Origin of the sequence: Pelomonas parva, from assembly GCF_043555835.1 — a bacterium.
GTDB lineage: Bacteria > Pseudomonadota > Gammaproteobacteria > Burkholderiales > Burkholderiaceae_C > Pelomonas > Pelomonas parva.
This window is the reverse complement of the sequence record NZ_JBIGHV010000013.1, coordinates 1-23,424: the sequence shown is the minus strand read 5'-3', so window position 1 is coordinate 23,424 and position 23,424 is coordinate 1. Positions and strand designations below refer to the sequence as shown.

Annotated in this window: 21 protein-coding genes; 6 read left to right on the top strand and 15 right to left on the bottom strand. The window is 71.2% G+C overall.

Annotated elements, in window-relative coordinates:
• Positions 1-11 precede the first annotated feature (11 nt).
• The 3 genes from ACG00Y_RS26510 to ACG00Y_RS26500 all read left to right on the top strand — a co-directional run bounded on the left by ACG00Y_RS26510 (position 12) and on the right by ACG00Y_RS26500 (position 2,023).
• Positions 12-473: an SET domain-containing protein gene (locus ACG00Y_RS26510; protein ID WP_394484265.1), complete on the top strand. Its 462-nt coding sequence runs from the start codon at positions 12-14 to the stop codon at positions 471-473.
• Positions 474-635: 162 nt separating this feature from the next.
• Entirely contained in the window at positions 636-1,355 is a 720-nt protein-coding gene (locus ACG00Y_RS26505) for a biotin--[acetyl-CoA-carboxylase] ligase (protein ID WP_394484263.1), read from the top strand.
• Positions 1,355-2,023: a hypothetical protein gene (locus ACG00Y_RS26500; protein WP_394484261.1), complete on the top strand. Its 669-nt coding sequence runs from the start codon at positions 1,355-1,357 to the stop codon at positions 2,021-2,023. The genes ACG00Y_RS26505 and ACG00Y_RS26500 overlap by 1 nt, the downstream gene beginning before the upstream one ends.
• Here the strand turns inward: ACG00Y_RS26500 and ACG00Y_RS26495 are convergent.
• Positions 1,977-4,055 carry a S8 family serine peptidase gene (locus ACG00Y_RS26495; protein ID WP_394484259.1) on the bottom strand — a complete coding sequence of 693 codons (2,079 nt, stop codon included), beginning with the start codon at positions 4,053-4,055 and terminating at the stop codon, positions 1,977-1,979. The two genes, ACG00Y_RS26500 and ACG00Y_RS26495, sit on opposite strands and share 47 nt — an antisense overlap.
• 179 nt (positions 4,056-4,234) lie before the next feature.
• The gene (locus ACG00Y_RS26490) at positions 4,235-4,906 is read right to left on the bottom strand and encodes a glutathione S-transferase family protein (RefSeq protein WP_394484257.1); all 672 of its coding nucleotides are present in this window, start codon (positions 4,904-4,906) and stop codon (positions 4,235-4,237) included.
• Positions 4,907-5,071: 165 nt separating this feature from the next.
• On the opposite strand from ACG00Y_RS26490, the gene ACG00Y_RS26485 reads away from it, so the two are divergent.
• Positions 5,072-5,875 (top strand): PEP-CTERM sorting domain-containing protein, encoded by an 804-nt coding sequence (locus tag ACG00Y_RS26485; RefSeq protein ID WP_394484255.1) that lies wholly within the window; start codon positions 5,072-5,074, stop codon positions 5,873-5,875.
• Here ACG00Y_RS26485 and ACG00Y_RS26480 read toward each other — a convergent pair.
• From ACG00Y_RS26480 to glnE, 4 genes are all read right to left on the bottom strand, one after another.
• Entirely contained in the window at positions 5,865-6,749 is an 885-nt protein-coding gene (locus tag ACG00Y_RS26480; protein WP_394484253.1) for a DMT family transporter, read from the bottom strand. The genes ACG00Y_RS26485 and ACG00Y_RS26480 overlap by 11 nt on opposite strands.
• A gap of 14 nt (positions 6,750-6,763) precedes the next feature.
• Positions 6,764-7,396, bottom strand: a complete 633-nt coding sequence (locus ACG00Y_RS26475; protein ID WP_394484251.1) for a hypothetical protein — start codon at positions 7,394-7,396, stop codon at positions 6,764-6,766.
• Complete coding sequence (gene rrtA / locus ACG00Y_RS26470; RefSeq protein WP_394484249.1) at positions 7,386-7,976, bottom strand: rhombosortase; 591 nt, start codon at positions 7,974-7,976, stop codon at positions 7,386-7,388. The genes ACG00Y_RS26475 and rrtA overlap by 11 nt, the downstream gene beginning before the upstream one ends.
• 577 nt (positions 7,977-8,553) lie before the next feature.
• Positions 8,554-11,277, bottom strand: coding sequence for a bifunctional [glutamate--ammonia ligase]-adenylyl-L-tyrosine phosphorylase/[glutamate--ammonia-ligase] adenylyltransferase (glnE, locus tag ACG00Y_RS26465; RefSeq protein WP_394484247.1), 2,724 nt, complete (start codon positions 11,275-11,277; stop codon positions 8,554-8,556).
• 50 nt (positions 11,278-11,327) lie between these two features.
• On the opposite strand from glnE, the gene ACG00Y_RS26460 reads away from it, so the two are divergent.
• Positions 11,328-15,365, top strand: coding sequence for a YhdP family protein (locus ACG00Y_RS26460; protein ID WP_394484245.1), 4,038 nt, complete (start codon positions 11,328-11,330; stop codon positions 15,363-15,365).
• Positions 15,366-15,383: 18 nt separating this feature from the next.
• Here the strand turns inward: ACG00Y_RS26460 and ACG00Y_RS26455 are convergent, their stop codons facing one another.
• On the bottom strand, positions 15,384-16,214 hold the full coding sequence (locus ACG00Y_RS26455) for a substrate-binding periplasmic protein (protein ID WP_394484243.1): 831 nt from the start codon (positions 16,212-16,214) through the stop codon (positions 15,384-15,386).
• Between the two features lie 61 nt (positions 16,215-16,275).
• Here ACG00Y_RS26455 and ACG00Y_RS26450 point away from each other — a divergent pair, with 61 nt between their 5' ends.
• Positions 16,276-17,070 (top strand): carbon-nitrogen hydrolase family protein, encoded by a 795-nt coding sequence (locus tag ACG00Y_RS26450; RefSeq protein WP_394484241.1) that lies wholly within the window; start codon positions 16,276-16,278, stop codon positions 17,068-17,070.
• Positions 17,071-17,089: 19 nt separating this feature from the next.
• Here the strand turns inward: ACG00Y_RS26450 and ACG00Y_RS26445 are convergent, their stop codons facing one another.
• The 8 genes from ACG00Y_RS26445 to ACG00Y_RS26410 all read right to left on the bottom strand — a co-directional run.
• Positions 17,090-18,607, bottom strand: a complete 1,518-nt coding sequence (locus ACG00Y_RS26445) for a methyl-accepting chemotaxis protein (RefSeq protein ID WP_394484239.1) — start codon at positions 18,605-18,607, stop codon at positions 17,090-17,092.
• 4 nt (positions 18,608-18,611) lie between these two features.
• Complete coding sequence (locus tag ACG00Y_RS26440) at positions 18,612-19,064, bottom strand: rhodanese-like domain-containing protein (protein WP_394484237.1); 453 nt, start codon at positions 19,062-19,064, stop codon at positions 18,612-18,614.
• A gap of 214 nt (positions 19,065-19,278) precedes the next feature.
• Positions 19,279-19,833 carry a hypothetical protein gene (locus tag ACG00Y_RS26435; RefSeq protein WP_394484235.1) on the bottom strand — a complete coding sequence of 185 codons (555 nt, stop codon included), beginning with the start codon at positions 19,831-19,833 and terminating at the stop codon, positions 19,279-19,281.
• A 67-nt stretch (positions 19,834-19,900) separates the two neighbouring features.
• Positions 19,901-20,311: a DNA-binding transcriptional response regulator gene (locus ACG00Y_RS26430; protein WP_394484233.1), complete on the bottom strand. Its 411-nt coding sequence runs from the start codon at positions 20,309-20,311 to the stop codon at positions 19,901-19,903.
• The gene (locus ACG00Y_RS26425) at positions 20,308-20,814 is read right to left on the bottom strand and encodes a GAF domain-containing protein (protein WP_394484231.1); all 507 of its coding nucleotides are present in this window, start codon (positions 20,812-20,814) and stop codon (positions 20,308-20,310) included. Before ACG00Y_RS26425 ends, ACG00Y_RS26430 begins: the two co-directional genes overlap by 4 nt.
• Positions 20,815-20,869: 55 nt before the next feature.
• Positions 20,870-22,240: a sensor histidine kinase gene (locus ACG00Y_RS26420; protein ID WP_394484229.1), complete on the bottom strand. Its 1,371-nt coding sequence runs from the start codon at positions 22,238-22,240 to the stop codon at positions 20,870-20,872.
• An 11-nt stretch (positions 22,241-22,251) separates the two neighbouring features.
• Complete coding sequence (locus tag ACG00Y_RS26415; RefSeq protein ID WP_394484227.1) at positions 22,252-22,920, bottom strand: response regulator; 669 nt, start codon at positions 22,918-22,920, stop codon at positions 22,252-22,254.
• 48 nt (positions 22,921-22,968) lie between these two features.
• Positions 22,969-23,424 (bottom strand): hypothetical protein (locus tag ACG00Y_RS26410; RefSeq protein ID WP_394484225.1); only part of this gene is annotated, 456 nt, incomplete at its 5' end.

Sequence of the window (23,424 nt, the reverse complement as noted above, 5' to 3'; positions counted from 1 at the left end):
CCACAGCGCCGATGACGCCAAAAACCCCACGCCGCAAGATCGAAGTTCGTGATTCCGGCGTGCATGGCCGTGGTGTCTACGCCGTGGCGCCCATCAAGGCCGGCGCCCGCATCATCGAGTACACCGGCGAGGTGATCACCTGGGAAGAAGCCGTGGACCGCCACCCGCACGACCCCGCCCAGCCCGACCACACCTTCTACTTCCATCTCGACGGCGGCATGGTCATCGACGGCCTGCGCGGCAACGACGCGCGCTGGATCAATCACGCCTGCGAACCCAACTGCGAGGCCGACGAGGTCGACGGCCGCGTCTTCGTGCATGCGCTGCGCGACCTGGCGCCGGGCGAGGAGCTGTTCTACGACTACCGCCTGGTGCTGGACGAGCGCCACACGGCCAAGGTCAAGAAGCAGTTCGCCTGCTGGTGCGGCGCGGCGACCTGCCGGGGCACGATGCTGGCTCCGAAGAAGCGCTAAAGAAGCTGTGAACGAACCCCGCACGGCCGCTCATCCCGCCGCAACTCCGCCACCCGGCGTTGCAAATGCTCGCCGTAGCCCCAGCTACGGCTCCGCTTTGCGCCTTGATTGGCGACGCCGCAACGGTCTGCTCGGCCGCGCGCGGTCCATCCCCAGCTTCTGATGGAACGGCGCCACCTCGCCGAATGCGGCTCGACGAACACCGAGGCGCTGGCGCATCTGCGCGAAGGCGGCGGCCCATTGCTGGTGTCGGCGTCACGCCAGACCGCCGGGCGCGGGCGACTGGGCCGGGCCTGGCAGTCGGATGACGCCTCGCTGACGTTCTCTCTCGGGCTGCCGCTGCCGGCTGACCTGGACCTGTCCGGCCTGTCCCTCGTCGTCGGCTGCACCGTCGCCGACACGCTCGACCCCGACGGCGAGCGCATCCGCCTGAAGTGGCCCAACGACTTGTTCCTGGACGGCGCCAAGCTGGGCGGCATCCTCATCGAGACCGTGCCACTGCAGCATGAACACCGTGGCGTGGTCATCGGCATCGGCCTCAACCTGCAGCCGCTGCCGGCCGACGCCGACCGCAGCGCCTTCGCCAGCGGCCACGCGGCGCTGCAAAGCCTGACCCCAGGCGCCACTGCCAGCGCCACGCTGGACCGCCTCGCCCCCGCGCTGCGCGCCGTGCTGGCGGACTTCGAGACGCTGGGCTTCGGCCCCTGGCAGGCCGCGTTCTCGCGCCGTGACCTGGCCGCCGGGCAGCGCGTGCGCGTCGGCGAGCAGCTGGGCGTGGCGCGCGGCGTGTCCACGCGCGGCGAACTGCTGTTGGACACCGCCACCGGCATCGCCCTCGTCAGCGCCGGCGAACTCAGCCTCAGATTGGAGTCATCCCCGTGATGCGTGTCGTGGTTCTCGTGCTGCTGGCGGTCAACGCCCTGTTCTTCGCCTGGTCGCGCGGCTGGCTGGACACCGTCACCGGCCTGCCTGCCCAGGCGGGGCGCGAGCCGCACCGCAGCGCCAACCAGCAGAACCCCGAGCGCATCCAGCCGCTGGCGGCCAGCGCGGTCGCGGCGCTGGCGCGGCGCAGCTGCCTGGAGCTGGGCCCACTGGAGGGCGACACCGCACTCGCCGCCGCCCAGGCCGCGCTGAAGGCGGCCGGCGCCACTGATGCCGAGCTGCGCAGCAGCGAGCAGGCGGGCGTCTGGGTCGTGGCCACCATCAAGCTGGCCGACCCCGACTTTCGCGCCCGCAAGGAGGCGACCTACAAGCAGCTGCGCCTGAGGATCGAGCCGCTGGAGGGCCTGCCCGCCGAGCAGCCGGCCTTCGTGCTGAGCCGGCATGCCAGCCAGGCCGCCGCCGAGACGCAGATCGAGGCCTTCGGCAAGCGCGGCATGAAAGGCTTGCGCGTGCTGGCGCTCAAGCCCGCGCTGACGCGCCACACACTGGTGCTGCCGCAGGCCGACGGCCTGCTGGCGGGCCGGCTCAAGGCCAGCAAGGACGCGGCACTCGCCGCCGGCTTCAAGGCCTGCAGCGCAGCGCCTGCGGCCTCAGCGGCTTCAAGCTGAAGGCCGCCAGCAGCAGCGCCAGCAACCAGCCGGCACTGACCGAACCGCCACCGCCACCGCCGCCACCCCCACCGCCGCCCGACGTGGCCGGTGGTGTCGCGACCGGCGCCGCCGCCACGCTGATGGTGGCCGACTGGCTGTAGAGCAGGCCGAGGTTGTCGGTCACGTCGACGCGCACCGTGAATGTGCCGGCCGCCGTGGGCGTGATGGTCGCCGTGGCGGTGTTGGCGCCGGTCGCAAACCCGCTGGCGATGCCGCCCCCGTCGGTGAGCACCCAGGCGGTGGACGCGACCGTGCGGCCGCTGGCGAGGGTGGCGGTGGCCGTCAGCGTCAGCGTCTGGCCGGCGGTGAGGCCGCTGGCGGGGCTCTGCGCGATGGCCACCGTAGCGCTGCCCAGCGCCTGGGCGGCCTTGACGGCTTCGAAGGCGTCCACCATGCCGGCGCCGCAGGTGCTGGTCGTGCAGTAACACTCCAACTGATCGGCCCCGCCGGGTGTCACGCACTGCGCCGGGTTGCCGTCCGCGATGCTGCCGCCTCCCGTGGTCGGGAAGGGGCGCGCCGTCTGCTTGAGGATGCGGGTGGCCTCCTCCGAGGTCAGCCCCGGCCGCACCGAGGCCATCAGGCCGACGATGCCGCTGACGATGGGCGCCGAGAAGCTGGTGCCAACGGAAACATTGCTGCCGGTGTAGGCGTCGTCCGCAGCGATGGGTGACGTCGTGCCTCGGTTGGTCGTGCTGACCATCGGGTAGATGCAGGGCTGGCCAGCACCGATGTTGACGCAGTTGCCGCCCGGGGCGGCGATGGCGACCTCGCTGCCGATGCTGGCGAAGCCGACCTTGGTGCCGACCTGCCGCAGCGCCGTGACGGTGATGACGCCCGGGCAGTTGCCCGGCAGGCCCACCGCCTGCCCCGTCGAGTTGCCGGCCGCCACGACGACAACGGCGCCCGCCGCATTGACCTGCGTGATGGTCTGACGATACAGAGCTCCCGTGTCGATCGTGCCGCAAGTGCCGGTGCCGCCCAGGCTGAGGTTGAGCACCTTGGCCTGGTTGGGGTTGGTGGGCAGGCCCGGCACGGCGATGCCTGCGGCCCAACGCATGCCGGCCATGATGTCGCTGTCGTAGCCGCCGCATTTGCCCAGCACGCGAATGGGCATCACCTTCAGGCGGCCCCAACCGACGCCGGCGATGCCCAGGCCGTTGTTGGTGTTCGCCGCGACAAGGCCGGCGACGCGCGTCCCATGCCAGGAGCTGTTGCTGTTCGGCTCGTCCTCGCAAGTGCTGCGAAGTGGCGAATCAACGCTCTTGTCGGCAGCGTTGACCCAGTCGCCGGGGTCCGACGGGTCGGCATCATGGCCGCCGCCGTCGTTGGCGATGGCCGTGGACAAGGCGCCCGGGCTGCCGAAGCCGATCATGTCGTAGCCGCTGACCAACTGGCCTGCCAGATCCGGGTGGTCCAGCCGCACGCCGGTGTCCAGCACGGCGACGACGATGCTGGCGCTGGCGGGCAGCAGGCCCCAGGCCTCCGGCGCGTTGATGCTGGACGTGACGACACCGGCCGCCTTCTTCAGGTACCACTGGTCCATGACGCGGTTCTGGACCGCGCCCGAGGTCGTCTCGGCGTTGATGGTGGCGACGCCGAACAGCGGGTCGTTGGGATAGACGGCCGCCATGTGCTTACGGCGCTGGTCCACCGCCACCAGCTCCACCTCCGGGTCGGCCGCCAGCCGCTTGGCGAGCTGCGCGCCGCTCATGCCGCGCGACATGACCACGTGGGTGCGCTCGTCCAGGCTCAGGCCGGCCTGCAGCGCATGGCCGGTGCGCTGGCCCAGCGCCGTCGCCCGCGTCTGCGCCACCTCGCGCGCCTCCAGCCGCGTGGCGCGCAAGGCCAGCGCCTTGGCGCGCACGCTGTCGGCCTGGGGTTTGAAGCGCACGATGACACGGGCTTCAGGTTCCACCTGGGTCTGCGCCAGGGCCGGCCCGGCCAGCACGACAGCAGCGAGGGCGATCAACAGCGGGCGCGGGAACTTCATGGCAGCGGCTCTGGCGGGGCAGGGCCGGTCAGTTTAGGGGCCTCCCCCCGCAGCAAGCGGCAACAAATGTCGCTGGACAGTGACTTCTCAGCGCCTCGGGCCAGCCTGTAGTGCGGGTCGCGACCCGCCGTTGGGTGGCATAGCACCACACGCCTTCAAACGGCGGGTCATGCCCCGCCCTACGAGGCCTTGGCGCGGTTGGCCGCCAGCGACCGCTCCTGGTCGGCCTTGCGGTCGGCGGCGACCTTCTGCGCATGGGGCCTCTCGCCGATCAGCTTGGCGTAGGGCTTCCAGTCCACGCCGCCAGCCACGAGCAAGTCCTCGCCGTAGATGGCCTTGGTAGCCATGCCCACCAGCGGCAGGCTGACCCAGGCGGCGCAGTCGGCCATCGTGAAGCTGTCGCCGGACAGGTAGGGGCCGAACTTGGCCAGCCGCTTGAAGGCCTGGATGTTGGCCGGCAGCACGCGGGCCACGCGTTGCTTAGTGCCGTCGCTGACCTGGCCGCCAAAGAAGGCCTCGGCGTACAGCTCGCGCGCCACCAGCTCCAGGTGCAGGTCCACGTAGACGATCAGCTCGCGCACCTTGGCAGCCAGGAAGGGATCGGCCGGGATCAGGCGCGGCGTGTCGGGGTAGGCGGCTTCCAGGTAGTCGACGATGACCTGGCTCTCGCACAGCGCGCCCTGCGGCGTCTTCAGGAAGGGCACCTTGCCCAGCGGCGAGCAGCTCAGCACGGCCTCGTCGTGGGAATGCGTCTTGACGTACTCCTCGGCGAAGGGGATGCCCTTCTCCAGCAGCGCCAGCTTGGCCTTGTTGTAGTAGTTGGACAGCGGGATGCCGCAGAGGGTGAGCATGGGTGTCTCCTGGATGAGGCCAGCAGTCTATGCAGCAGCCGCGGTGGCCCCTGGCGCGCGGGCGACAGCGGACCAACCTCCTCAGCGTTGGGGATGCTGGCGGCTAACCGGGCCGGGATCATGCGGCCTGCACCGCCGGTCGGCGGTGATACCGGAGGGGTGATGATGGGATTCAAGCTGATCGCGCCACTGGCGGCGTTGGGCATGGCGCTGGCTGGCGGCGCCGCTGCCGCGCCAGCCACCGTGGTGGCCGAGTTGACGCAGGTACACATCCGGTTGATCGACCTCGACCTGACGGACGGCATCACGCCCGCCATCAGCTTTGACGACGCGACGCCACTGCGCTACTTCGCCATCGCCGCGCCCTTCGATTTTTTGACCAGCATCGTCTCGGGACAGGCCGCGCTGGAGGAGGCCTTGTCCGGGCAGGCCCTCGGGTCGGATCTAACGACGAAGCTGCTGATGGGCATCACAGCGGGCGACCTGTTCACGGCCGGGGCGGGGCCGTCCTTCACGGTCTCCGGCACGGCCTTGCTGGGCGGCTCGATCAGCGGCGGCCCCGCTTTCTCGACCGCTGCCACCTTGAGCCCGAACACCCGCATGATCCTCACCGCCGTGCCCGGCAGCGTGGCGCTGGATCATCTGACGCGGGATGGCCAGGTCTATGCCTCCGTCGGGCATTGCCCGCTGGATGCTGCGGGAGCCGCCTTGTGCAGCGACCCGCAGACCGCATGGGCGTCGGCCTATGAGTCTCGTCAGTCGTCGATTGACGGCAGCCATCCGAGCCTGCTGTCCGTGACCTGGGACAACCTCGGCGCCAGCGAGGATCGCAAGTGGATCAATGCCGGGATCTACGCCTACCTGGCCCCGGTCACCGACCCGGTGCCCGAGCCTGCAACGCTGCTGATGTTCCTGGCCGGGCTGCTGGGCCTGGCAGCGCACCGGCGCTCGCCGCGCCTCAACGGTTGACGAGCACGATCCCCACCGCCAGCGCCGCCAGCGCCATCACCAGCCGCGTGCTGATGCCCTCGCCCAGCAACAGCGCACCCGCGACCAGGCCGAACAGCGGCGTGCTGAGCGTGAACACGGCGAGCTTGGTGGCGGAGTAGTGGCGGATCAGCCAGAACCACACCAGATAGCTCACGAACGACACGATGACGGCCTGGAAGCCGAACAGGCCCAGCAGGCGCGGCGACCAGTGCGCAGGCAGCGGTTCGCCCGCGAACACCGCGGCGGCGCACAGCGCGAGGGCCGACACGCCCAGCTGGTAGAGCAGCGTCTTCTCGGCCAGCGCCGAACTCAGCCGCGTGCCACGGATGGCCAGCGTGGTGCCCGCCCACAGCACGGCGGCGGCCACGCCCAGCGCGTCGCCCCACCATTGCGTGGCGCTGTGCGGCGACGAGAAGCCCTCGGCGAACGCGAACGCCACCGCACCGAAGGCCAGCAGCAGGCCGGCCCATTGCCTCGCAGCCAGTTGCTCGCCATGAGCGATCAAGGGCATGCACAGCGCCACGACGAACGGCGACAGGTAGAGAAACACGACCATGCGCGACGCGCTGGTGTACTGCAGGCCGATGAAGATGCAGGCGAACTCGGCCGCGAACAAGGCGCCTGCCAGCAGCCCGCCGCCGAGGCTGCCGTCGCGCTCGAACAGGCGGATGCCGCGCGACGCCGCCCACAGCCAGACGAGCAGCCCCGCGACCACCGAGCGCAGGCCGGCCTGCCACAACGGGCCGATCTCCGTCAGCGCCGCCTTGACCGCGACCTGGTTGATGCCCCACAGCACGCAGCACAGCAGCAGCAGCGCGACGGCGCGGGTATCGAGGTGGGATTGGCGCACCACGAGGGCTGCGCCGTTCAGCGTTTACGCACGCGCTTCTTGGCCGGCTCCTGGGTGCGCACATAGCGCGTGGCCGTCAGCGCGTCAGACACCGCGCTGGTCTTGTTGTCCACATAGCCCCAGTTGCGCATGGCCAGGCGCACCTCGGTGTCCGACGGGCTGGCCTCCGGGCCCTTGGGGTGCACGACCCAGACGGTCTTGCAGATCATGTCGGCATGGAACTCGGCCATGCGCGGCAATTCGGACGGCTTGCTCAGCACGGCCACCAGCATGCGCGCCTCGCGCAGGTTGGTGGTGATGGCGCCGGTCAGCGCCTCGGCCAGCGCCGGGTCCAGCGCGCCGACGGTCGGGCCGATCAGCAGGGCCGGGTTGTCGGCGCTGACGCCCAGCTTGGCGGCCAGCGTGGGCGGCGGCGTCTGCAGTTTCTTCAGCCAGCGGCCGGCTTCCTTTTCGCCCAGCACGAGGGCAACGGGCTCCTCGCCGGCTTCAAAGCGCAGCTCCTCGCCTTCGACGCGCAGGTTCTGCAGTGAGGCGATGTCCCAGCGGCGCTTCAGCGCGCCGCGCAGCACGACGGTGGTGGATTCGAGCAGGGCGGTGGCCTCGGCGGTCTCGTTGCCGACGCGGGCGGTGCAGGTGGCTTCACGTCCCATGCGGGCTCCTCGGTGATCTTGGGTAGCCGCGCATTGTCATGCCCCAGGCGATGAGGCCGGCGGCGGCACCGGCGAGGTGGGCGAAGGGGGCGACGGGGAAGTCGAAGCCGGGCGCCGTGCTCAAGGCCGGGCCGAGGGGGTGTTCGAGGGCGAGCTTGGCGATGAGGCCGAGGGCAATGGCGGCGCCGATGATGCGGTCGCGGCCGGGCCGGGCGATGAGGCTCAGCGCGGCGATGGCAGCCAGCGCGTGCAGTTCACCGGAGAGGCCGGCGTAGCGGTGGAGGTCGGGGCGCAGCAGCAGCGCGAGCTGGGTCAGCGGGAGGGCGATGAGGGCGGCGATGGTCTCGCGTTTGTCGAGTTGAGCACGGTGGCCCAGCAGGGCGAGGACGGCGCAGCCGGCGAGGTTGGCGGCGAGGTGGATGGGGGTCCAGTGGACGAAGGCGGCGGTCAAGGCGCGCCAGGGTTCTCGTGTCGCCAGCGCGGGCTGCCAGTCGAGTGCTTCGCGTGGCAGTGGCCAGATGAGCAGGCACAGCGCGGCGAATGACGCGCAAAGGAGTAGCCAGCTCAACCGGTGGGTCATTGGTCAGCGCCGTGCCGGGAGTTCGCCCCGGCGGGCGACCTACTTTCTTGTGCGGACAAGAAAGTAGGCAAAGAAACCGCCCCTGCAAAACCGGCCCTGCGGGCTGCCCTGCGATGCTCGAAGCCCAGGGCCGCGCCGAACTCGCTTCGTTCGCTGCGCTCACTACGCTCAGACAAGCGTCGCGAGTCAGTTCTTGAGGTGCGCTTCGCGCACGCCCTGGGCTTCTGCGCTTCTCGGCGGTTTTGAAGGGGAGCCCCATGAACAGCCGAACAGCCAACAGCCAAACCCGAAAGCCGTCCGCACCGAGGTATTTCTATTCCCCCCTCTGAGCCCGCCGAGGAACGGAAGGCCTTGAGGCCGCGTGCGCAGCACGCTTCGTCAACTGACTTCGCACAGCTGTCTGAGCGCAGCGTAGCGAAGCGAGTTCTGTGCGAGGCCTCAAGGCCTGAGTACCGCAGGGCAGCCCGCTGCGAAGCTAAGGGCCGGGCGGTTCGGGGGCGGTTTCTTTGGTTACTTTCTTGGGCGCCCAAGAAAGTGACTCGCCCGCCGGGGCGAAATCCCGGCATGGGCCTCGCCACTAACCAAAAACCGCGAGCCACAACGCCAAGACAGCCGCCCGATGCACCGCCAACGGCGCAGCCGCCTCCTCATCCAACGCCGTCGACTGCTCATCCAGCCTCGCCCTGTGCTGCACCTTGCGCAACTCGCGGTAAGCCGTCGCCGCCGCCACGCCAACCCCGGCCGGCAGCAGCTCCAGCGTCTCCGCCAACAGCAGCAACGCGATATTGCCCAGGTCGTCCTGCAACTGCGGATGCGCCGCCGAATGCGCCAGCACCAGCACCTGCACTGCGAACTCGGCGTCCATCATGCCGCCCTCGCTGTGCTTCACGTCGAACAGCCCCGCCCGCACCGGCCGCGCCGCCCGCACCTTCTCGCGCATGGCCTGCACCTCGGTCTTCAGCGCCTGGGCGTCGCGCGGCGCCGTCAAGACCTGGCGGCGCACGCCCTCGCAGCGCTCGGCCAGCTCGGCGTTGCCGGCGCAGAAGCGCGCCCGCGTGATCGCCTGGTGCTCCCAGGTCCACGCCGTGTTGCTGCCCCGGCCCGTCTGGTAGGCCTCGAAATGCGCCAGCGAAGTGACCAGCAGCCCCGAGTTGCCGTTCGGCCGCAGCGCCGTGTCGATGTCGAACAGCTCGCCGGCCGACGTGCGCAGCGTCAGCCAGGTGATGAGGCGGCGCAGGAAGGCGCCGTAGATCTCGGACGCGTTCTCGTCGTCGTCGTCGAAGACGAACACCACGTCCAGGTCGCCGCCGTAGCCCAGCTCCTTGCCGCCCAGCTTGCCGTAGGCGATGACGGCCAGGCGCGGGTCGGGGCGGTGGGCCTTGCCGAAGCGCGCCCAGGCCCAGTCGATGGCGATCTGCAGCACCGCGTCGGCCAGCGAGGAGAGGTCATCCGCCACCTGTTCGACGGTGATGCGGCCCTCCACGTCCCGCACCAGCGTGCGGAACACCTCGGCATGGTGGGCACGGCGCAGCGTGTCCAGCAGCGCCTCCTCGTCAGCCTGGCCGCTGCGGGCCCAGCCGCGCTCGCGGTCCAGCAGGTCGGCGCGGAAGGCCTCGCGGTCGAAGCGGGCCGTCAGCAGCAGCGGGTCGGCCAGCTCATCGATGACGCCCGGGTGCTGCATCAGGTAGCGCATCGGCCAGCGCGCCAGGCCCAGCAGCCGCAGCAGCCGCGCCTGCACGGCCGGGCGCTCGACGAGCAAGGCCAGATAACTCTCGCGGCGCAGCAGCGGCTCGACCCAGTCGACGAAGCGCACCGCCGCATCGAGCGAGCACTCATCGGCCTCGACGGCCTGTGCGGCGCGGTAGAAGAGCTTGGCCAGCCGCTGGCGCGACTCCTCGCGCAGGCCTTGCACGCGCGGGCCGTCGGCCAGCGCGCGCACGGCGCGGGCCAGCGGCTCGGGCAGGCCTTGCAGGAAGTCCTCGCCGTCCACCGCCGGCCTCGGGCCGCCGCACTGGCCGCCCTTGCAGCCGCCGGGCTTGGGCGCGCCGCCTTCGTGCAGCAGCGCGTCGAACTCCATGGCCACCAGCTCGCGCACCTCGCCCAGCTGCTCGAACAGCTCGCAGGTTTCCCGAGAACAGGTCAAGCCCAGCGAAGCGGCGATCCACGCCAGGTCGGCGTCGGCCTGCGGCAGGCAATGCGTCTGCTGGTCGTCCAGGAACTGGATGCGGTGCTCGACGCGGCGCAGGAAGACATAGGCCTCGCTCAGCCGCTGCGCCGTCTCGGCCTTCATCAGCCCGCGCGCAGCAACCTGGGCCAGCGCCTTGACGGTGGAACGCGTGCGGATCTCGGGGAACTGGCCGCCGCGCACCACCTGCAGCAGCTGCACGGTGAACTCGATCTCGCGGATGCCGCCGCGCGACAGCTTGACGTCGTTGGCCCGCTCGGGCCGGCCGGCCGCGCGGGCCTTGGCCTCGCTGCGGATCTTGCCGTGCAGCTGGCGCAGGCCTTCGAAGACGCCGTAGTCCAGATAGCGGCGGTAGACAAAAGGCGTGACGAGATCGCGCAAGGCCAGCGTGCGCGGGTCGGCGGGCGAGCCCATGCCCGCCAGCGGCGCGACGACACGGCTCTTCAACCACGCAAAGCGCTCCCACTCACGGCCCTGCACGAGGAAATACTCCTCCAGCATGGAGAGGCTCACGGCCGGCGGGCCGCTCTTGCCGTTGGGCCGCAGCGCCAGGTCGACACGGAAGACCTGGCCGTCGTCGACCACGTCGCCGATCAGCGCATAGAGCCGCTTGGCGACATTGGCGAAGTACTCGTGGGCGCTGATGGGCTTGGGGCCTTGGGTCTCACCGTCGTCCTCGTAGACATAGATCAGGTCGATGTCGGACGACACGTTCAGCTCGCGCGCGCCCAGCTTGCCCATGCCGATGACCCAGAAGGCGATGTCGCGGCCATCCGCCGTGCGCGGCTCGCCGTGGATGGCGTCCAGCTCGGCGCGGGCGGCGGTCAGCGCCCGGTCCAGCGTGACCTCGGCCAGGTGGGTCATCGCCAGCGTGACATCCGCCACGCTCGCCCCCTGTTCAATGTCCAGCACCGCCAGGCGCTCCAGCACCAGGTGGCGGGCCACGCGCAGTGCGCTGCCCAGCTGCCTGTCGGTCAGCAAGTCGTCGATCAGCGCGGCGATGACCGCCCGGTCCGGCAGGCCCGCCGGCAGCCGGGGCAAGTCCTCGGCATAACGGCGGCGGATGCGCTGGACATAGCGGCTGTGCTCAGCAAAAACGGGAAACAGTTCGCTCATATCCCTGTGCTAGATTGGCCGCCGGCCGGTTCCCACTGCCCCAAGACAACGTGTCTGACATCCTCACGGCCGCCCTCCACCATTGTTCCCGCGCCACCCGCTGGCCCTTGCGCCTGTGCTGGCGGGCTTTGCGCTGGGCGTTGCTGGCGCTGGCCCTGCTGTGGGGCCTGGGCGTGGTGGCTTGGGGTGTGTTGCACTGGGCCATTCTCCCGCAGGCCAACGAGTGGCGTCCCTGGCTGGAAAGGGAAGCCTCAAAGGCCTTGGGGATAGAGCTGCGCATCGGCAGCATCACCGTCCAAAGCGGTGGCTGGATGCCGCGCATGGAGCTGGGCGACGTGCGCGTGCTGGACCCGAACGGCCGGCCGGCGCTGACGCTGCCGCGCGTGTCTGCCGTGCTGTCGGCCCACTCGCTGGTGGTGCTGCAGCCGCGCTTTTCGCAGATGCTGATCGACGCGCCCGAGCTGGTCATCCGCCGCGACGCCACCGGCCGCATCTTCATCGGCGGCCTGGGCCTGGACGAGGCAGAGCGGGCCGACACCGGCGCCACCGACGCTGGCCTGGACTGGCTGTTCAGCCAGCCCGAGCTGGCCGTCATCGGCGGGCGCGTGCGCTGGGTGGACGAGAAACGCGCCGAGGCCCGGCCGCTGGAGCTGTCCGACCTGAACTTCATCATGCGCAACGGCCTGCGCCGCCACGAGTTGCGGCTGGACGCGACGCCGCCGGCCGACTGGGGCCGGCGCTTCACGCTGCGCGGCCTGTTCACGCAGAGCCTGCTGAAGCGCCCGGGCCAGTTCCAGCACTGGAGCGGCGAGCTGTATGCCGAGCTGCCGCGTGCCGACCTGAGCCAGCTCAAGCGCCATGTGGACCTTCCCTTCAAGCTCAGCGAGGGCGATGGCGCCGTGCGCGCCTGGGGCCAGATCAGGAACGGCGAGCCGGTCAGCGCGACGCTGGACCTGGCGCTGCGCTCGGTGCGGCTGAAGGTGCTGGAGTCCGCGCCGGAGCTGGACCTGGACCACATCGAAGGCCGGCTGGACCTGGCGCGCGCCAAGGGGTCCTTGAGCCTGCAGGCCCGCCAACTCGGCTTCGTCAGCGGCGATGGCGTCACCTGGCCGCGTTCGGACTGGGGCGTGACGCTGCAACTGGGCAAGAACGACGAGGTGCTGGGCGGCGAGGTCAACGCGCAGCGGCTGGACTTTGCGCTGATGGCCCAGATCGGCCAGCGCCTGCCGCTGGGCGCGCGCGCCCACCAGTTGCTGGACGAGCTGGCGCCGCAGGGCGTGCTGACGGCGTTGGCCGGCCAGTGGCAGGGCGCGCTGGACGCGCCGCGCGGCTACCGCATCAAGGCCCAGCTGGACGGCCTGGCGCTGGCCGCCAAGGCGGCGCAGCGGGACGGCCACCTCGGCCGCCCGGGCCTGCGCGGCGCCAGCATGACGCTGGACGCCAGCGAGCGCGGCGGCTCGGCCAAACTGACCGTGCAGGACGGCGAGGTCGAGCTGCCGGGGCTGTTCGAGAACCCGCGGCTGCCGATCACGCGGCTGGCCACGCAGCTGGTCTGGCAGCTGCCCCAGCCAGGCGCAAAGACACCCGGCGAGGTGAGCGTGAAACTGCACGACCTGCTTCTGCAGACGCCCGACTTCAGCGGCGAGTTCGACGCCGCCTGGAAGCGCCCAGCCGGCGCCACGACGCCCGGCTTCCTGGACCTGACCGGCCGCGTGCAGCGCCTGGATGCGACCCGCCTGCCGCGCTACATCCCGCCGTGGCTGCCGGCCACGCGCAGCTATGTGGCGCGCGCGCTGCTGGCCGGCGAGGCGCGCAACGCCCAGGTCAGGATCAAGGGCGAGCTGGCGGACTTCCCGTTCGACGGGCCGAAGTCCAGCGGCGTCTTCCGCGTCGCCACGCAGGCCCAGGGCGTGACGCTGGCCTATGTGCCGCACAGCGATGTCGGCACCAACTGGCCGGTCATGGAGGGCGTGGACGCCGAGGTCGTGTTCGACCGCGCCAGCATGGAGATCAGGAACGGACGCGCCCGGGTGCTGGGCTATGAGCTGAGCGGCGTCAACGGCGGCATCAAGGACTTGCACCGCGCCCGCGTGCTGGCGCTGGACGGCACCGGGCGCGGCGCCGGCACGGAGCTGCTGAATTTCGTGCGCAACTCGCCGCTGGACGAATGGCTGGGCCACGCGCTCAGCAGCACCGCCGCGCAGGGGCCGGTCGGCCTCAAGCTGGGCCTGACCATTCCGCTGGACCACACCGACCAGACCACGCTGAAGGGCCAGCTGCAGCTGGGCGGCGTGGACCTGCGTGTGCGCCCCGAGCTGCCACCGCTGGCCGGCGTGCGCGGGCGCATCGACTTCGACCGCAAGGGCCTGCAGCTGGCCGGCGTGACGGCGCGGCTGCTGGGCGGCGACGCCGGCATCGAGGGCGGCACGCAGCCCGGCGGCAGCCTGCGCTTCGCCGTGCAGGGCCAGGCCACCGCCGACGGCCTGCGCCGCACGCCCGAGCTGGGCGCCGTGACGCGGCTGGCCCAGGCCGCCAGCGGCCAGACGGGCTACCGCTTCCAGCTGGCCGTGGGCAAAGAGGGGCAGACGGAGATCAGCGTCGCCAGCAATCTGCAAGGCCTGGCACTGGACCTGCCGGCACCGGCGCGCAAGGAGGCCGACGCCCAGCTGCCGCTGCGCCTGCTGGTGGTGCCCACCGCCGCCGGCCGCGACGAGCTGCGGCTGGAGATGGGCACGCCGGCCGCGCCGCTGCTGCAGGCCCAGGTGCAACGCGATGTGTCGGGCACCACCTCGCAGGTGCTGCGCGGCGCGCTGGCCGTGCAGGACAAGCTGCCCGCGCTGCCAGCCACCGGCGTGCTGCTGCAGGTCAATGTCGCTGCGCTGGACCTGGATGCCTGGCAGCAGCGCCTGGGCGCGCTGGCCGGCGGCGGCAGCAGCGGCGACGATGCAGGCGGCCTGGGCCTGCTGCCCAGCCAGATCGCGCTGCGCAGCCAGGCGCTCAAGGTGGGTGGCCGCCAGCTAGGCCGGGTGTCCGCCATGGTGGCCCGGGACGGCAACCACTGGCGGCTCAACGTCGACGCCGAGCAGATCACCGGCCGCATCGACCTGAAGGGCGTGGACGGCGGCCAGATCGACGCCGTGCAGGCGCGCCTGACGCGGCTGTCGCTGCCGCGCTCCGAGGCCGACTCGGTCAGCGAGTTGATGGACCCGGCCAAGGCCGCCGCCAGCAGCAGCCCGCTACCGTCGCTGGACATCGAGGTCGACGACTTCGAGCTGCGCGGCAAGCGCCTGGGCCGCCTGGAGGTGCTGGCCCGGGCGCCGGCCGCCGCGCGCGACTGGCAGCTGCAGAAGCTGCAGATCACCTCGCCCGACGCGACGCTGAACGCCAGCGGTGTATGGACCGCCGTCAAGGGCGCGGACGCCCGGCGGCGCACGCAGCTGGACTGGAAGCTCGACGTGCACGACGCCGGCAAGCTGCTGGAGCGCCTCGGCCAGGGCAACAAGGAAAGCCCCGTGCTGCGCGGCGGCAAGGGCCAGCTGGCCGGCCAGGTGGGCTGGGACGGCTCGCCGCTGGCCCCGCACTACGCCAGCATGGCCGGCGCGCTGAACATCCAGCTCGACACCGGCACCTTCCTGAAGGCCGAGCCCGGCGTGGGCCGGCTGCTGGGCGTGCTGAGCCTGCAGTCGCTGCCGCGCCGGCTGCTGCTGGACTTCCGTGACGTGTTCGCCGAGGGCTTCACCTTCGACGGCGTGACCGGCGACGTGCAGATCGCCGCCGGCGTGGCCCGCAGCGACAACATCCGCATCCGCGGCCTGCAGGCGGCCGTGCTGGTGGACGGCAGCACCGACCTGGCCGCCGAGACGCAGAAGCTGCGTGTCGTCGTCGTGCCCGAGGTGTCGGCGGGCGGCGCGTCGCTGGCCTACGCGGCCATCAACCCGGCCGTGGCGCTGGGCGCCTTCCTCGCCCAGCTCATCCTGAGCCGGCCGATGGCTGCCGCCAACACGCGCGAGTTCCACATCACCGGCACCTGGGACGACCCGAAGGTGGAGAAGGTGGACGGGCCGGCCCGGGCCGCGAGCGCGCCGTAACGCGGGTCGCAGCCCGCCCTATTCCAGCGGTTTCAGCTGCAACCGCAGCCCCGTGTAAGCGCGCAGCTGCGCCAGCCCGGCCCTCAACCCCGGCTGGGCCATGAAGAGCGCGTCGAAGCTGCCGTCCGCCGCCGCCAGGTTCAGGCCACGCAGCAGCCGCTCGGCGAGCTGCGGCTTGTCCCGCGCGACGAAGAAGTACAGCGGCTGCCGGTACTGCAGCGCCAGCCCGGGCAGCTCGGCGAAACCCTTGTCGACGTGATGCAGCAACTCGGCGTCGATCTCCTCGCGGGTGCGCGGGATGAAATCGAAGCGGCCGGCCTTGAGCATCTGGAAGATCAGGTCGAACTTGGGCGTCGTCTCCACCTTGAAGCCGTTGGCGCGCAGGATCTGCGCGTCGCTCCAGTAGGTGCCCGCGCCGGCCGTCAGCCGGCGCAGCGCATCCAGCGTGCGCACGGCGCGCAGCCTGGGCAGGTCGGCGGCCCGCACGAGCAGGAAGCGCAGCTCGTTCGTGGCCTTGAGCAGGTTGAAGCGCACCGCCAGCGCCTGCGCCTCGCGCTCGGGCGTCGTGGTGCTCCACAGCAGGTCGAGCTGGCCGTCCTGCAGCATCTGGCGCAGCCGCGCGCGCGGCAGGCTGGCGGGCGCATGGACGAGGGTGGGGGGCGGCTCACCGTTGCCGGTGCGGGCCAGCGCGAGCTTCAGCACGTCGACGAAGAACTGGCCATGGGCGCTGTAGGCATCCGGGTAGGGCAGGCGCAGTGTCAGCGGCGGGCCGGCGCCCCGGGCCGGCGGCAGCGCGGCCGCCAAAGGCAGCGCGAGCAGCTGGCGGCGCAGGCAGGGAGGGAACGGCATGGCGCACTGATTCTCGTCCTGGCGCCAAGCCAACGGCGCGACCCGGCCTACCATTCGCGGCATGAAGATCGCCGCCCTCCAGATGGTGTCCGGCCCCGACCTGGGCGCCAACCTCCTCGCCGCGCGCCGGCTGCTCGAAGCCGCCGCCGCCCAAGGCGCGCAGCTGGCCGCCCTGCCCGAGTACTTCTGCCTGATGGGCCAGCAGGACAGCGACAAGCTGGCCATCGCCGAGGACCTGGGCCACGGCCCCATCCAGGCCATGCTGGCCGCCACCGCACGGGAGCTGGGGCTGTGGATCATCGGCGGCACGCTGCCCATCAAGGCGCAGACGCCGGACCGCGTGCGCAACACGACGCTGGTGTTCTCGCCCGCCGGCGAGAGGGTGGCGCGCTACGACAAGATCCACCTGTTCGCCTACGACAACGGCCGCGAGAGCTACGACGAGGCGCGCGTGCTGGAGGCCGGCAGCCAGCCCACGAGCTTCGACGCCGGCGGCGTACGCACGGGGCTCTCGGTCTGCTACGACCTGCGCTTCCCCGAGCTGTTCCGCAGCTACAACCCCTGCGACCTGATCGCCGTGCCGGCCGCCTTCACGTACACGACCGGCGAGAAGCACTGGGAGCTGCTGCTGCGCGCCCGCGCCGTGGAGAACCAGTGTTATGTCATCGCCCCGGCGCAGGGCGGCCGGCACGAGAACGGCCGCCGCACCTGGGGCCACAGCATGGTGGTGGACCCCTGGGGCGAGGTGCTGGCCGTGGTGCCCGAGGGCGAAGGCATCGCCTGCGCCGACGTCGACCCGGCGCGCCTGGCCCAGGTGCGCCTGCAGCTGCCGGCGCTTGGCCACCGGGTGATGTGAGGTCGAACGGGCCGTGCGCTCAGGCGCGCGCGTCGTGCGAATTGGCCGTCCTGAACACGCCCACGGTCTGCACCAGCTGTTCGGCCAACTCGGCCAACGCAGTGGCCGAGGCCGACGACTCCTCGACCAGCGCGGCGTTCTGCTGCGTCATCTGATCCAGCTCGCCCACGGTGCGCGTGAGGTTCCCAATGCTCTGGCTCTCCGTGCGCGAGGCGGTGGAGATCGCATTGATCATCTGCGACACGCGCTCCACACTGGCCACGAGGTTGCCGATGGTCGTGCCGGCGGCCTGCACCAGCTGCGCGCCGCTGGCCACCTCGGCGACGTTGCTGCCGATCAGGTCCTTGATCTCCTTCGCGGCCTGGGCGCTGCGCTGCGCCAGGGCCCGCACCTCGCCGGCCACCACGGCGAAGCCGCGACCCTGCTCGCCAGCACGGGCGGCTTCCACGGCCGCGTTGAGCGCCAGGATGTTGGTCTGGAAGGCGATGCCGTCGATCGTGCCGATGATGTCGGCGATCTTGCGGGACGCACCGTCGATTCGCTGCATCGTCGAGATCACCTCGCCAACGGCCTGACCACCGGCAGCCGCGATGCCCGAGGCCTCCGTGGCCAGCGTACTGGCGCCAGCGGCGGTCTCGGCCGTGTTCTGCACGGACCGCAACAGCTCCTCAGTCGCCGAGGCGGTGCGCTGCAGGTTGGCTGCCGTCAGTTCCGTGCGGTGGCTGAGGTCCAGGTTGCCGGCCGCGATCTGCGCGGAAGAGGTCGCGATGTCATCGGACGAGGACCGGATCGTGGCCACCATGGCGCGCAGCGCGCCCTGCATCTTGGCCACTTCGGCCAGCAGGCTTTTCTGGCTGTCGGCGGGCACGTGGATGGGGGCGCTCAGGTCGCCCGCAACGACGCTGCGCAGGATGGCCACGACCTCCTGCGGGTCGGCGCCCAGGCGGCGTTGCAACTGGCGCGCGAATCCCCAACCCATCCAGATGGTGGCGAAGACGAGCAGCGCGATGCCGGCAACGAAGGCGCGCTCCAGGTGGCGTGCCCAGATCCGGGCTTGCGTGGAGGCCTCTGCAGCGACCGCCTCGACCCGCTGCAGCAACTCGCCGGTGCCGCCGCTGAGCTTGCCGAAGGCAAGCACCGTCTCGTCGTCATCGGGAGCCGGGCGCTTGAACGCCAGCAAGGCGGTTGCGCCCGCCTTGAGCGGCGCCCACTGCGCTGGCAGCGTCTGCAGCTCCGTGGAGGAGGCGGCCGCCTGGGGCAGCCACTCATCCACTGCCTTGAGCGACTCCTCGGTCAGCTCGCGCGCCGACTTGGAGCCCTCGGTCAGCACCAGCTCGCCCACGCCGCGCAGCGTCCGGTCCAGCGCCGAGCGCAGCTGTTCGGCATGGTCGGCCCGGTCCATGGCGGTGCGGGCGCGCATGGACATCAGCAGCGCGCCGACCAGGAACGCGCCGCCGACCAGCAGCATCAGGGCAATGCCGAAACGCGTCTGTCCGGCCAGGGTGCGGGGCAGCTGGCGCTGCAGGGCAGAGAGCATGGGATCAGCGCTCCACCGGCAGGTTCTTCGCGGTCCAGTCGGTGAACCCGCCGCGCAGGTACATCACCTGGGTGTAGCCCTTCTGCACGGCCAGCACTGCGGCCTTGTAGGACTTCCAGCCAGTGGGGCCATCGCTGTAGAAGACGATCTTGGCGGCCTTGTCGGCAGGGATCTTGTCGAAGTCGAAGCTGTCGATGCTGGCGTCGAACTTCTCGACCCTGTCACTCTTCTCCTTGTAGGCCGCCGTCACTGCGCCGGGCACATGGCCCTTGGCGAAGTTCAGTGCGCTGCGCGTGTCGACGAACAGCGCCCCCTTGGATTTGGACAAAGCGGCAGCATCGTCGACGGTGATCACCTTGCCGCCCTTCAGCGTCGTCGGGGTCGGCGGGGCGTCATCCGCAGCCGAGGCGTTCAGGCAAATCAGGGCAGCGGTGCAGATCAAGGCGCGACGCAACATGGGGTCTCCGGGGGTGATGGGCGGAGCGGATGCTAACGATTGCATTACGGCGCCGTCACCACTTTTAATCCGTTGCGCTGGCAATGCGTGAAAGCTTCACGCGCCAGATCACAATTGATCAAAGACTCCTATGGCGGTCATTTATGACCGACAGGGTGTAGCCTGCCGACGCTTGGCGCCTTCGGCTGTTGGCTCTGCAGCGAAGCGGCTGACGTCAGGGACGTAGCGTCACCAGATCGCGCAGCAGCAGCCCGATGTTGGCCCGCAGCGCCCGCTCGTTGGCGATGCGCAGGCGCTCGGAGGGCGACACGATGGCGTCGCCCAGGCCGGCCTCTTCCTGGTTGTAGAGGCGGCGCTGGTAGACCACGCGGCCGCTGGCCTTGTCGGTCAGCACGTAGTTCACGGCCACGCCCACGGTGACGCCGGCGGCCGGCACGAGCGGCTGCTCCAGCAGCACCATGTGGGCCTGCAGCTCGAAGCGCGGCGCCGGCTCCGGCGCGAGCACACGCATGCCGACGGCGTGCAGCGACTCCTCCAGCGCATGCTGCAGCACGCCAGCGCTGACCAGCGAGCCCCACCAGCGGCCGGTCTCCGCGCCGCCGCGCACCGGCGCCACGGCGACCTGCGCGCGCAGCGCGTCGGGCACCCAGGCGCGCATCTGCAGCGCGTCGGCATCGCCGATGACCATGGGCAGCGGCCGGCCAGGCGTGCCGCAGCCGACCAGCAGGAGTGCCAGCAGCGCAGCGGGAATGAGGGCAGGACGGAGCATGGATCAGCCATGCTAGGCCGCAGGGCGCCGCAGCAGGCGCCGAAAAGCAGGCGCGCGACCGGGCTTTTCAGACCCCAGGCAGCGGCTCGGGCGCACCCAGCGCCGAGATCACCTCCAGCATGCCGCGCACCTTGAAGGGCTTCAGCAGCAAGCGGCGAATGTCGAGCTGCTTCAGGCGCATCGCCAGCTCCACATCGCAGGCCGCAGCCGTCACGGCCACCGGCACGTCGGCGGGGTGGCGCGTCTCGCCGCCGCGCAGACGCTGCAGCAGCTGCAGCGCCTCGCCCGCCTCGTCGATGGCGACGAGCAGCGCACTGAAGCGGCTCTCGGACAGCAGCCGCTCCGCGACGGCCGGGCTGGTGGCTTCCTGCACATCGGCCAGGCCCATGTCGCGCGCCAGCGTCGACACCGTGCGGCGCATGACGAACTGCGGCTCGACGAGCAGCAGCCGGCCGCGCGGCGTGACCCGCGGCGTCATGGCGGCTCTCCCGCCCGATCCCGGCTCACCAGCTCGGCCACGGCGAGATCGCGCAGCGTACCGAGGATGGCACGATCCATCGCGTCGAACTGACGCGGCTGGGCGTCCATCAGGCACAGCGTGCCCACCGCCGCGCCACCCGGCAGCAGCAGCGGCGCGCCGACATAGAAGCGGACGTGCGGCGCGCCGATGACCAGGGGGTTGTCGGCAAAGCGTGGGTCACGCGTCGCGTCCAGCACCTCGAAGATGTCGGGCTGCAGGATGGCGTGGCCGCAGAAGGAGATCTCGCGCGAGGTCTCGCAGGCGTCCATGCCGACGCGGGCCTTGAACCACTGGCGGTCGCGGTCGATGAGGCTGATCAGGGCCACCGGCACGTCGAACTCGTCAGCGGCGAACTCGACGAGGCGGTCGAAACGTTCCTCGGGCGGCGTGTCGAGGATGAGCAGCTCGCGCAGCGCCTGCAGCCGGGCGTCGTCATCGGCGGGAATGGGGGCGTGCAGCATGGGTGCTCGGGCTCCTCGGCGGACAGCGGTCAGCGTAGGCAAGGCTCGCGCAATGTCACGGGTGCGGCAGGCTCAGCCGGGCGCGCAGGCCCGGGCCGCCGTGGGCGTCCAGCAGCGCCAGCCGGCCGCCGTGGCGGGCAGCGATGTCGGCCGCGATGGCCAGGCCCAGGCCCGTGCCGGTGCCCGCAGCCTGGTCGCCGCGCCGAAAGCGCTGCAGCGCCGCCGGGCGGTCGGCGGCCGGGATGCCGGGGCCGTTGTCCTCGACCTCCAGCCACGGCCCGTCGGGCGCGCTGCCGCAGCGCACCGTGATGCGCGCGCCGGCACCGGCGTAGCTGACGGCGTTGTGGATGAGGTTCTCCAGCAGTTCGCGCAGCAGGAAGGCATGGCCCAGCGCCGGCGCCTCAGCCAGCTCAAAGCCCAGGTCCACGCCGGCCGGCAGCGGGCGGTGGGCCCAGTCCTGGCCGCTTTCGGTGGCGATGTCGCGCAGGTCGATGCGCTGCCCGACGTCGACGCTGCGGTCCTCGGCACGGGCCAGCGACAGCAGCTGCTGCGCCAGCCGCGCGCTGCGCACGACGCGCTGGCGCAGGCGCTGCAGCAGCGGGTCCACGCGCGGGTCGTGCGGTTCCAGCAGGGCCAGCTCAATCTCGGTCTGCAGCGAGGTCAGCGGCGTGCGCAACTGGTGGGCGGCGTCGGCGAGGAACTCCCGCTGCGCCTCGGAGGCGCGGTTGAGCCGCTCGAACAGGCGGTTGAAGGCCGCCTGCAGCGGCGCCAGCTCGCGCGGCAGGCGTGCCGCCAGCGGCGTGAGGCGGTGCAGGTCGCGGCGCTCCAGCTCGGTGCTGAGGTCGGTCAGCGGCGCCAGCCCCTGGCGGATGGCCCAGCCGGCGGCCAGCGCCAGCAGCACGGCCAGCGCAACGCCGTTGAGCGCGACGAAAGTGGTGATCTCGCGCTGCAGCGCGTCGCGCTTGTGCAGCGTCTCGGCCACCAGCACCTGGCAGACGCCATCGCCGCAGTCGCGCCCCAGCTGCACCAGACGCAGCTCGCGGCCGCGCAGCCGCACGTCGCCGTAGTGCACGCTGCCCGCCGGCTGCGGCGGAGGCAGGGGCCGCAGCTCGACCAGGCCCGCGTCGCCCTGCAGCACCTCGCCGCGCGGCGCGAGCACGAGGTAGAAGACATCGTCCTGGCGGTCGAAGCGCAGTGCCCGGTCCATCGTCACGCTGATGTCGATGCGCGGCTCGCCGCTGCGCAGGTCGATCTGGCCGGCCAGCGTCAGCGCGGTGTCTTCCAGCCCCTCGTCCAGCCAGCTCTGCGCGCTGTGCTGCACCTGGCGGTACAGCGCCGTGCCCAGCACGGGCAGCACTATCAGCAGCGGCAGCAGCAGCCAGCCGAAGAGGCGGCGGTGCAGGCTGGAGCGTGAGCCTTCAGCCACGCGCGCCCACGTCAGCCTATTTCTTCAAGGAGGTAACCCAGGCCGCGCACCGTGCGCAGCTGCACGCCACCCGGCTCGATCTTGGCGCGCAGCCGCGACAGGCAGACCTCGATGGCGTTGTCGCTGACGCCCTGCTCCCAGGCATTGCTGGCCAGCGCGATGTGCTCCTTGGGCACGACCTTGCCGGCACGCGTCATCAGGAAGCCCAGCACGTCCCACTCGCGGGCCGACAGTGCCAGCGGCTCGCCGTCGATGTAGGCGCGGCGAGCCTCCTGGTCGATGCGCAGGCGGGCCAGCTGCAGCTGGTTGCTGGTGCGGGCCTGGCTGCGCCGCACCAGCGCGCGGGCGCGGGCCACCAGTTCGGTCAGCGCAAAGGGCTTGACGAGGTAGTCGTCCGCACCGCCCTCCAGGCCACGCACGCGGTCTTCCACGGCGTCGCGCGCGGTGAGGATGAGCACCGGCACGGCCAGGCCCTCGGCGCGCACACGGCGCAGCGTCTCGAAGCCGTCGATGCCGGCCAGGCCGATGTCCAGGATGAGCAGGTCGTACGCATCCTCGCGCAGCGAGCGCGGCACGGGTTCACCACGGGCCGAGCAGTCCACGACCCAGCTCTGCGACCGCAGCGCGCGGGCAGTGGTTTCGACCAGTTGTTCGTCGTCTTCGACGAGGAGGATGCGCATGGGCCGGCAGTATGGCGCGAGACGCTGCGAGGCGCTGACGCGGGACTGTCAGGCCGGGCGGCCGGCTTCCTTCAACCACTGCCTGAGCTTCTTGCGCCCGTCGCTGTTGGTGCTGCGGTAGGTCTTCAACGCCAGCGCCAGGAACTGCTGCTCGGCGGCCGTCAGGCCCGCCGGCTCGCGGGCCTCGTCGATCCAGCCGGCCGGCTTGTCGCAGTGGTGCTCGATCTGCCGCGCCAGCTTGTCGCCGATGGGCCGCGCACCGCTCTTGGCCATGGACCAGGTCGCACCGCTGACGCCGATGCGCGCCGCCCACGCGGCCTCCAGGCCCTTGGGCGGTTCGCCCGCGGTGATGCGCTCCTCGGCAAAGGTCTGAAACAGGCTCTCTGAAAATTCGAGTGGGTAGGATTTCGGCTGGATAGGTGCTGAAACGGGGATCGGGATGACGGCCAAAGTGTTTGAAGCGGCGCTGGGGATCAGCGCGCCGTGGTCGGTGGGCGCGGTCGA

Bases quoted from the DNA above. Each gene is read 5' to 3' on its own strand.
- ACG00Y_RS26510 (WP_394484265.1), top strand. From the start codon at position 12: ATGACGCCAAAAACCCCACGCCGCAAGATCGAAGTTCGTGATTCCGGC.
- ACG00Y_RS26505 (WP_394484263.1), top strand. From the start codon at position 636: ATGGAACGGCGCCACCTCGCCGAATGCGGCTCGACGAACACCGAGGCG.
- ACG00Y_RS26500 (WP_394484261.1), top strand. From the start codon at position 1,355: ATGCGTGTCGTGGTTCTCGTGCTGCTGGCGGTCAACGCCCTGTTCTTC.
- ACG00Y_RS26495 (WP_394484259.1), bottom strand. From the start codon at position 4,055: ATGAAGTTCCCGCGCCCGCTGTTGATCGCCCTCGCTGCTGTCGTGCTG.
- ACG00Y_RS26490 (WP_394484257.1), bottom strand. From the start codon at position 4,906: ATGCTCACCCTCTGCGGCATCCCGCTGTCCAACTACTACAACAAGGCC.
- ACG00Y_RS26485 (WP_394484255.1), top strand. From the start codon at position 5,072: ATGGGATTCAAGCTGATCGCGCCACTGGCGGCGTTGGGCATGGCGCTG.
- ACG00Y_RS26475 (WP_394484251.1), bottom strand. From the start codon at position 7,396: ATGGGACGTGAAGCCACCTGCACCGCCCGCGTCGGCAACGAGACCGCC.
- rrtA (WP_394484249.1), bottom strand. From the start codon at position 7,976: ATGACCCACCGGTTGAGCTGGCTACTCCTTTGCGCGTCATTCGCCGCG.
- glnE (WP_394484247.1), bottom strand. From the start codon at position 11,277: ATGAGCGAACTGTTTCCCGTTTTTGCTGAGCACAGCCGCTATGTCCAG.
- ACG00Y_RS26455 (WP_394484243.1), bottom strand. From the start codon at position 16,214: ATGCCGTTCCCTCCCTGCCTGCGCCGCCAGCTGCTCGCGCTGCCTTTG.
- ACG00Y_RS26450 (WP_394484241.1), top strand. From the start codon at position 16,276: ATGAAGATCGCCGCCCTCCAGATGGTGTCCGGCCCCGACCTGGGCGCC.
- ACG00Y_RS26445 (WP_394484239.1), bottom strand. From the start codon at position 18,607: ATGCTCTCTGCCCTGCAGCGCCAGCTGCCCCGCACCCTGGCCGGACAG.
- ACG00Y_RS26440 (WP_394484237.1), bottom strand. From the start codon at position 19,064: ATGTTGCGTCGCGCCTTGATCTGCACCGCTGCCCTGATTTGCCTGAAC.
- ACG00Y_RS26435 (WP_394484235.1), bottom strand. From the start codon at position 19,833: ATGCTCCGTCCTGCCCTCATTCCCGCTGCGCTGCTGGCACTCCTGCTG.
- ACG00Y_RS26430 (WP_394484233.1), bottom strand. From the start codon at position 20,311: ATGACGCCGCGGGTCACGCCGCGCGGCCGGCTGCTGCTCGTCGAGCCG.
- ACG00Y_RS26425 (WP_394484231.1), bottom strand. From the start codon at position 20,814: ATGCTGCACGCCCCCATTCCCGCCGATGACGACGCCCGGCTGCAGGCG.
- ACG00Y_RS26415 (WP_394484227.1), bottom strand. From the start codon at position 22,920: ATGCGCATCCTCCTCGTCGAAGACGACGAACAACTGGTCGAAACCACT.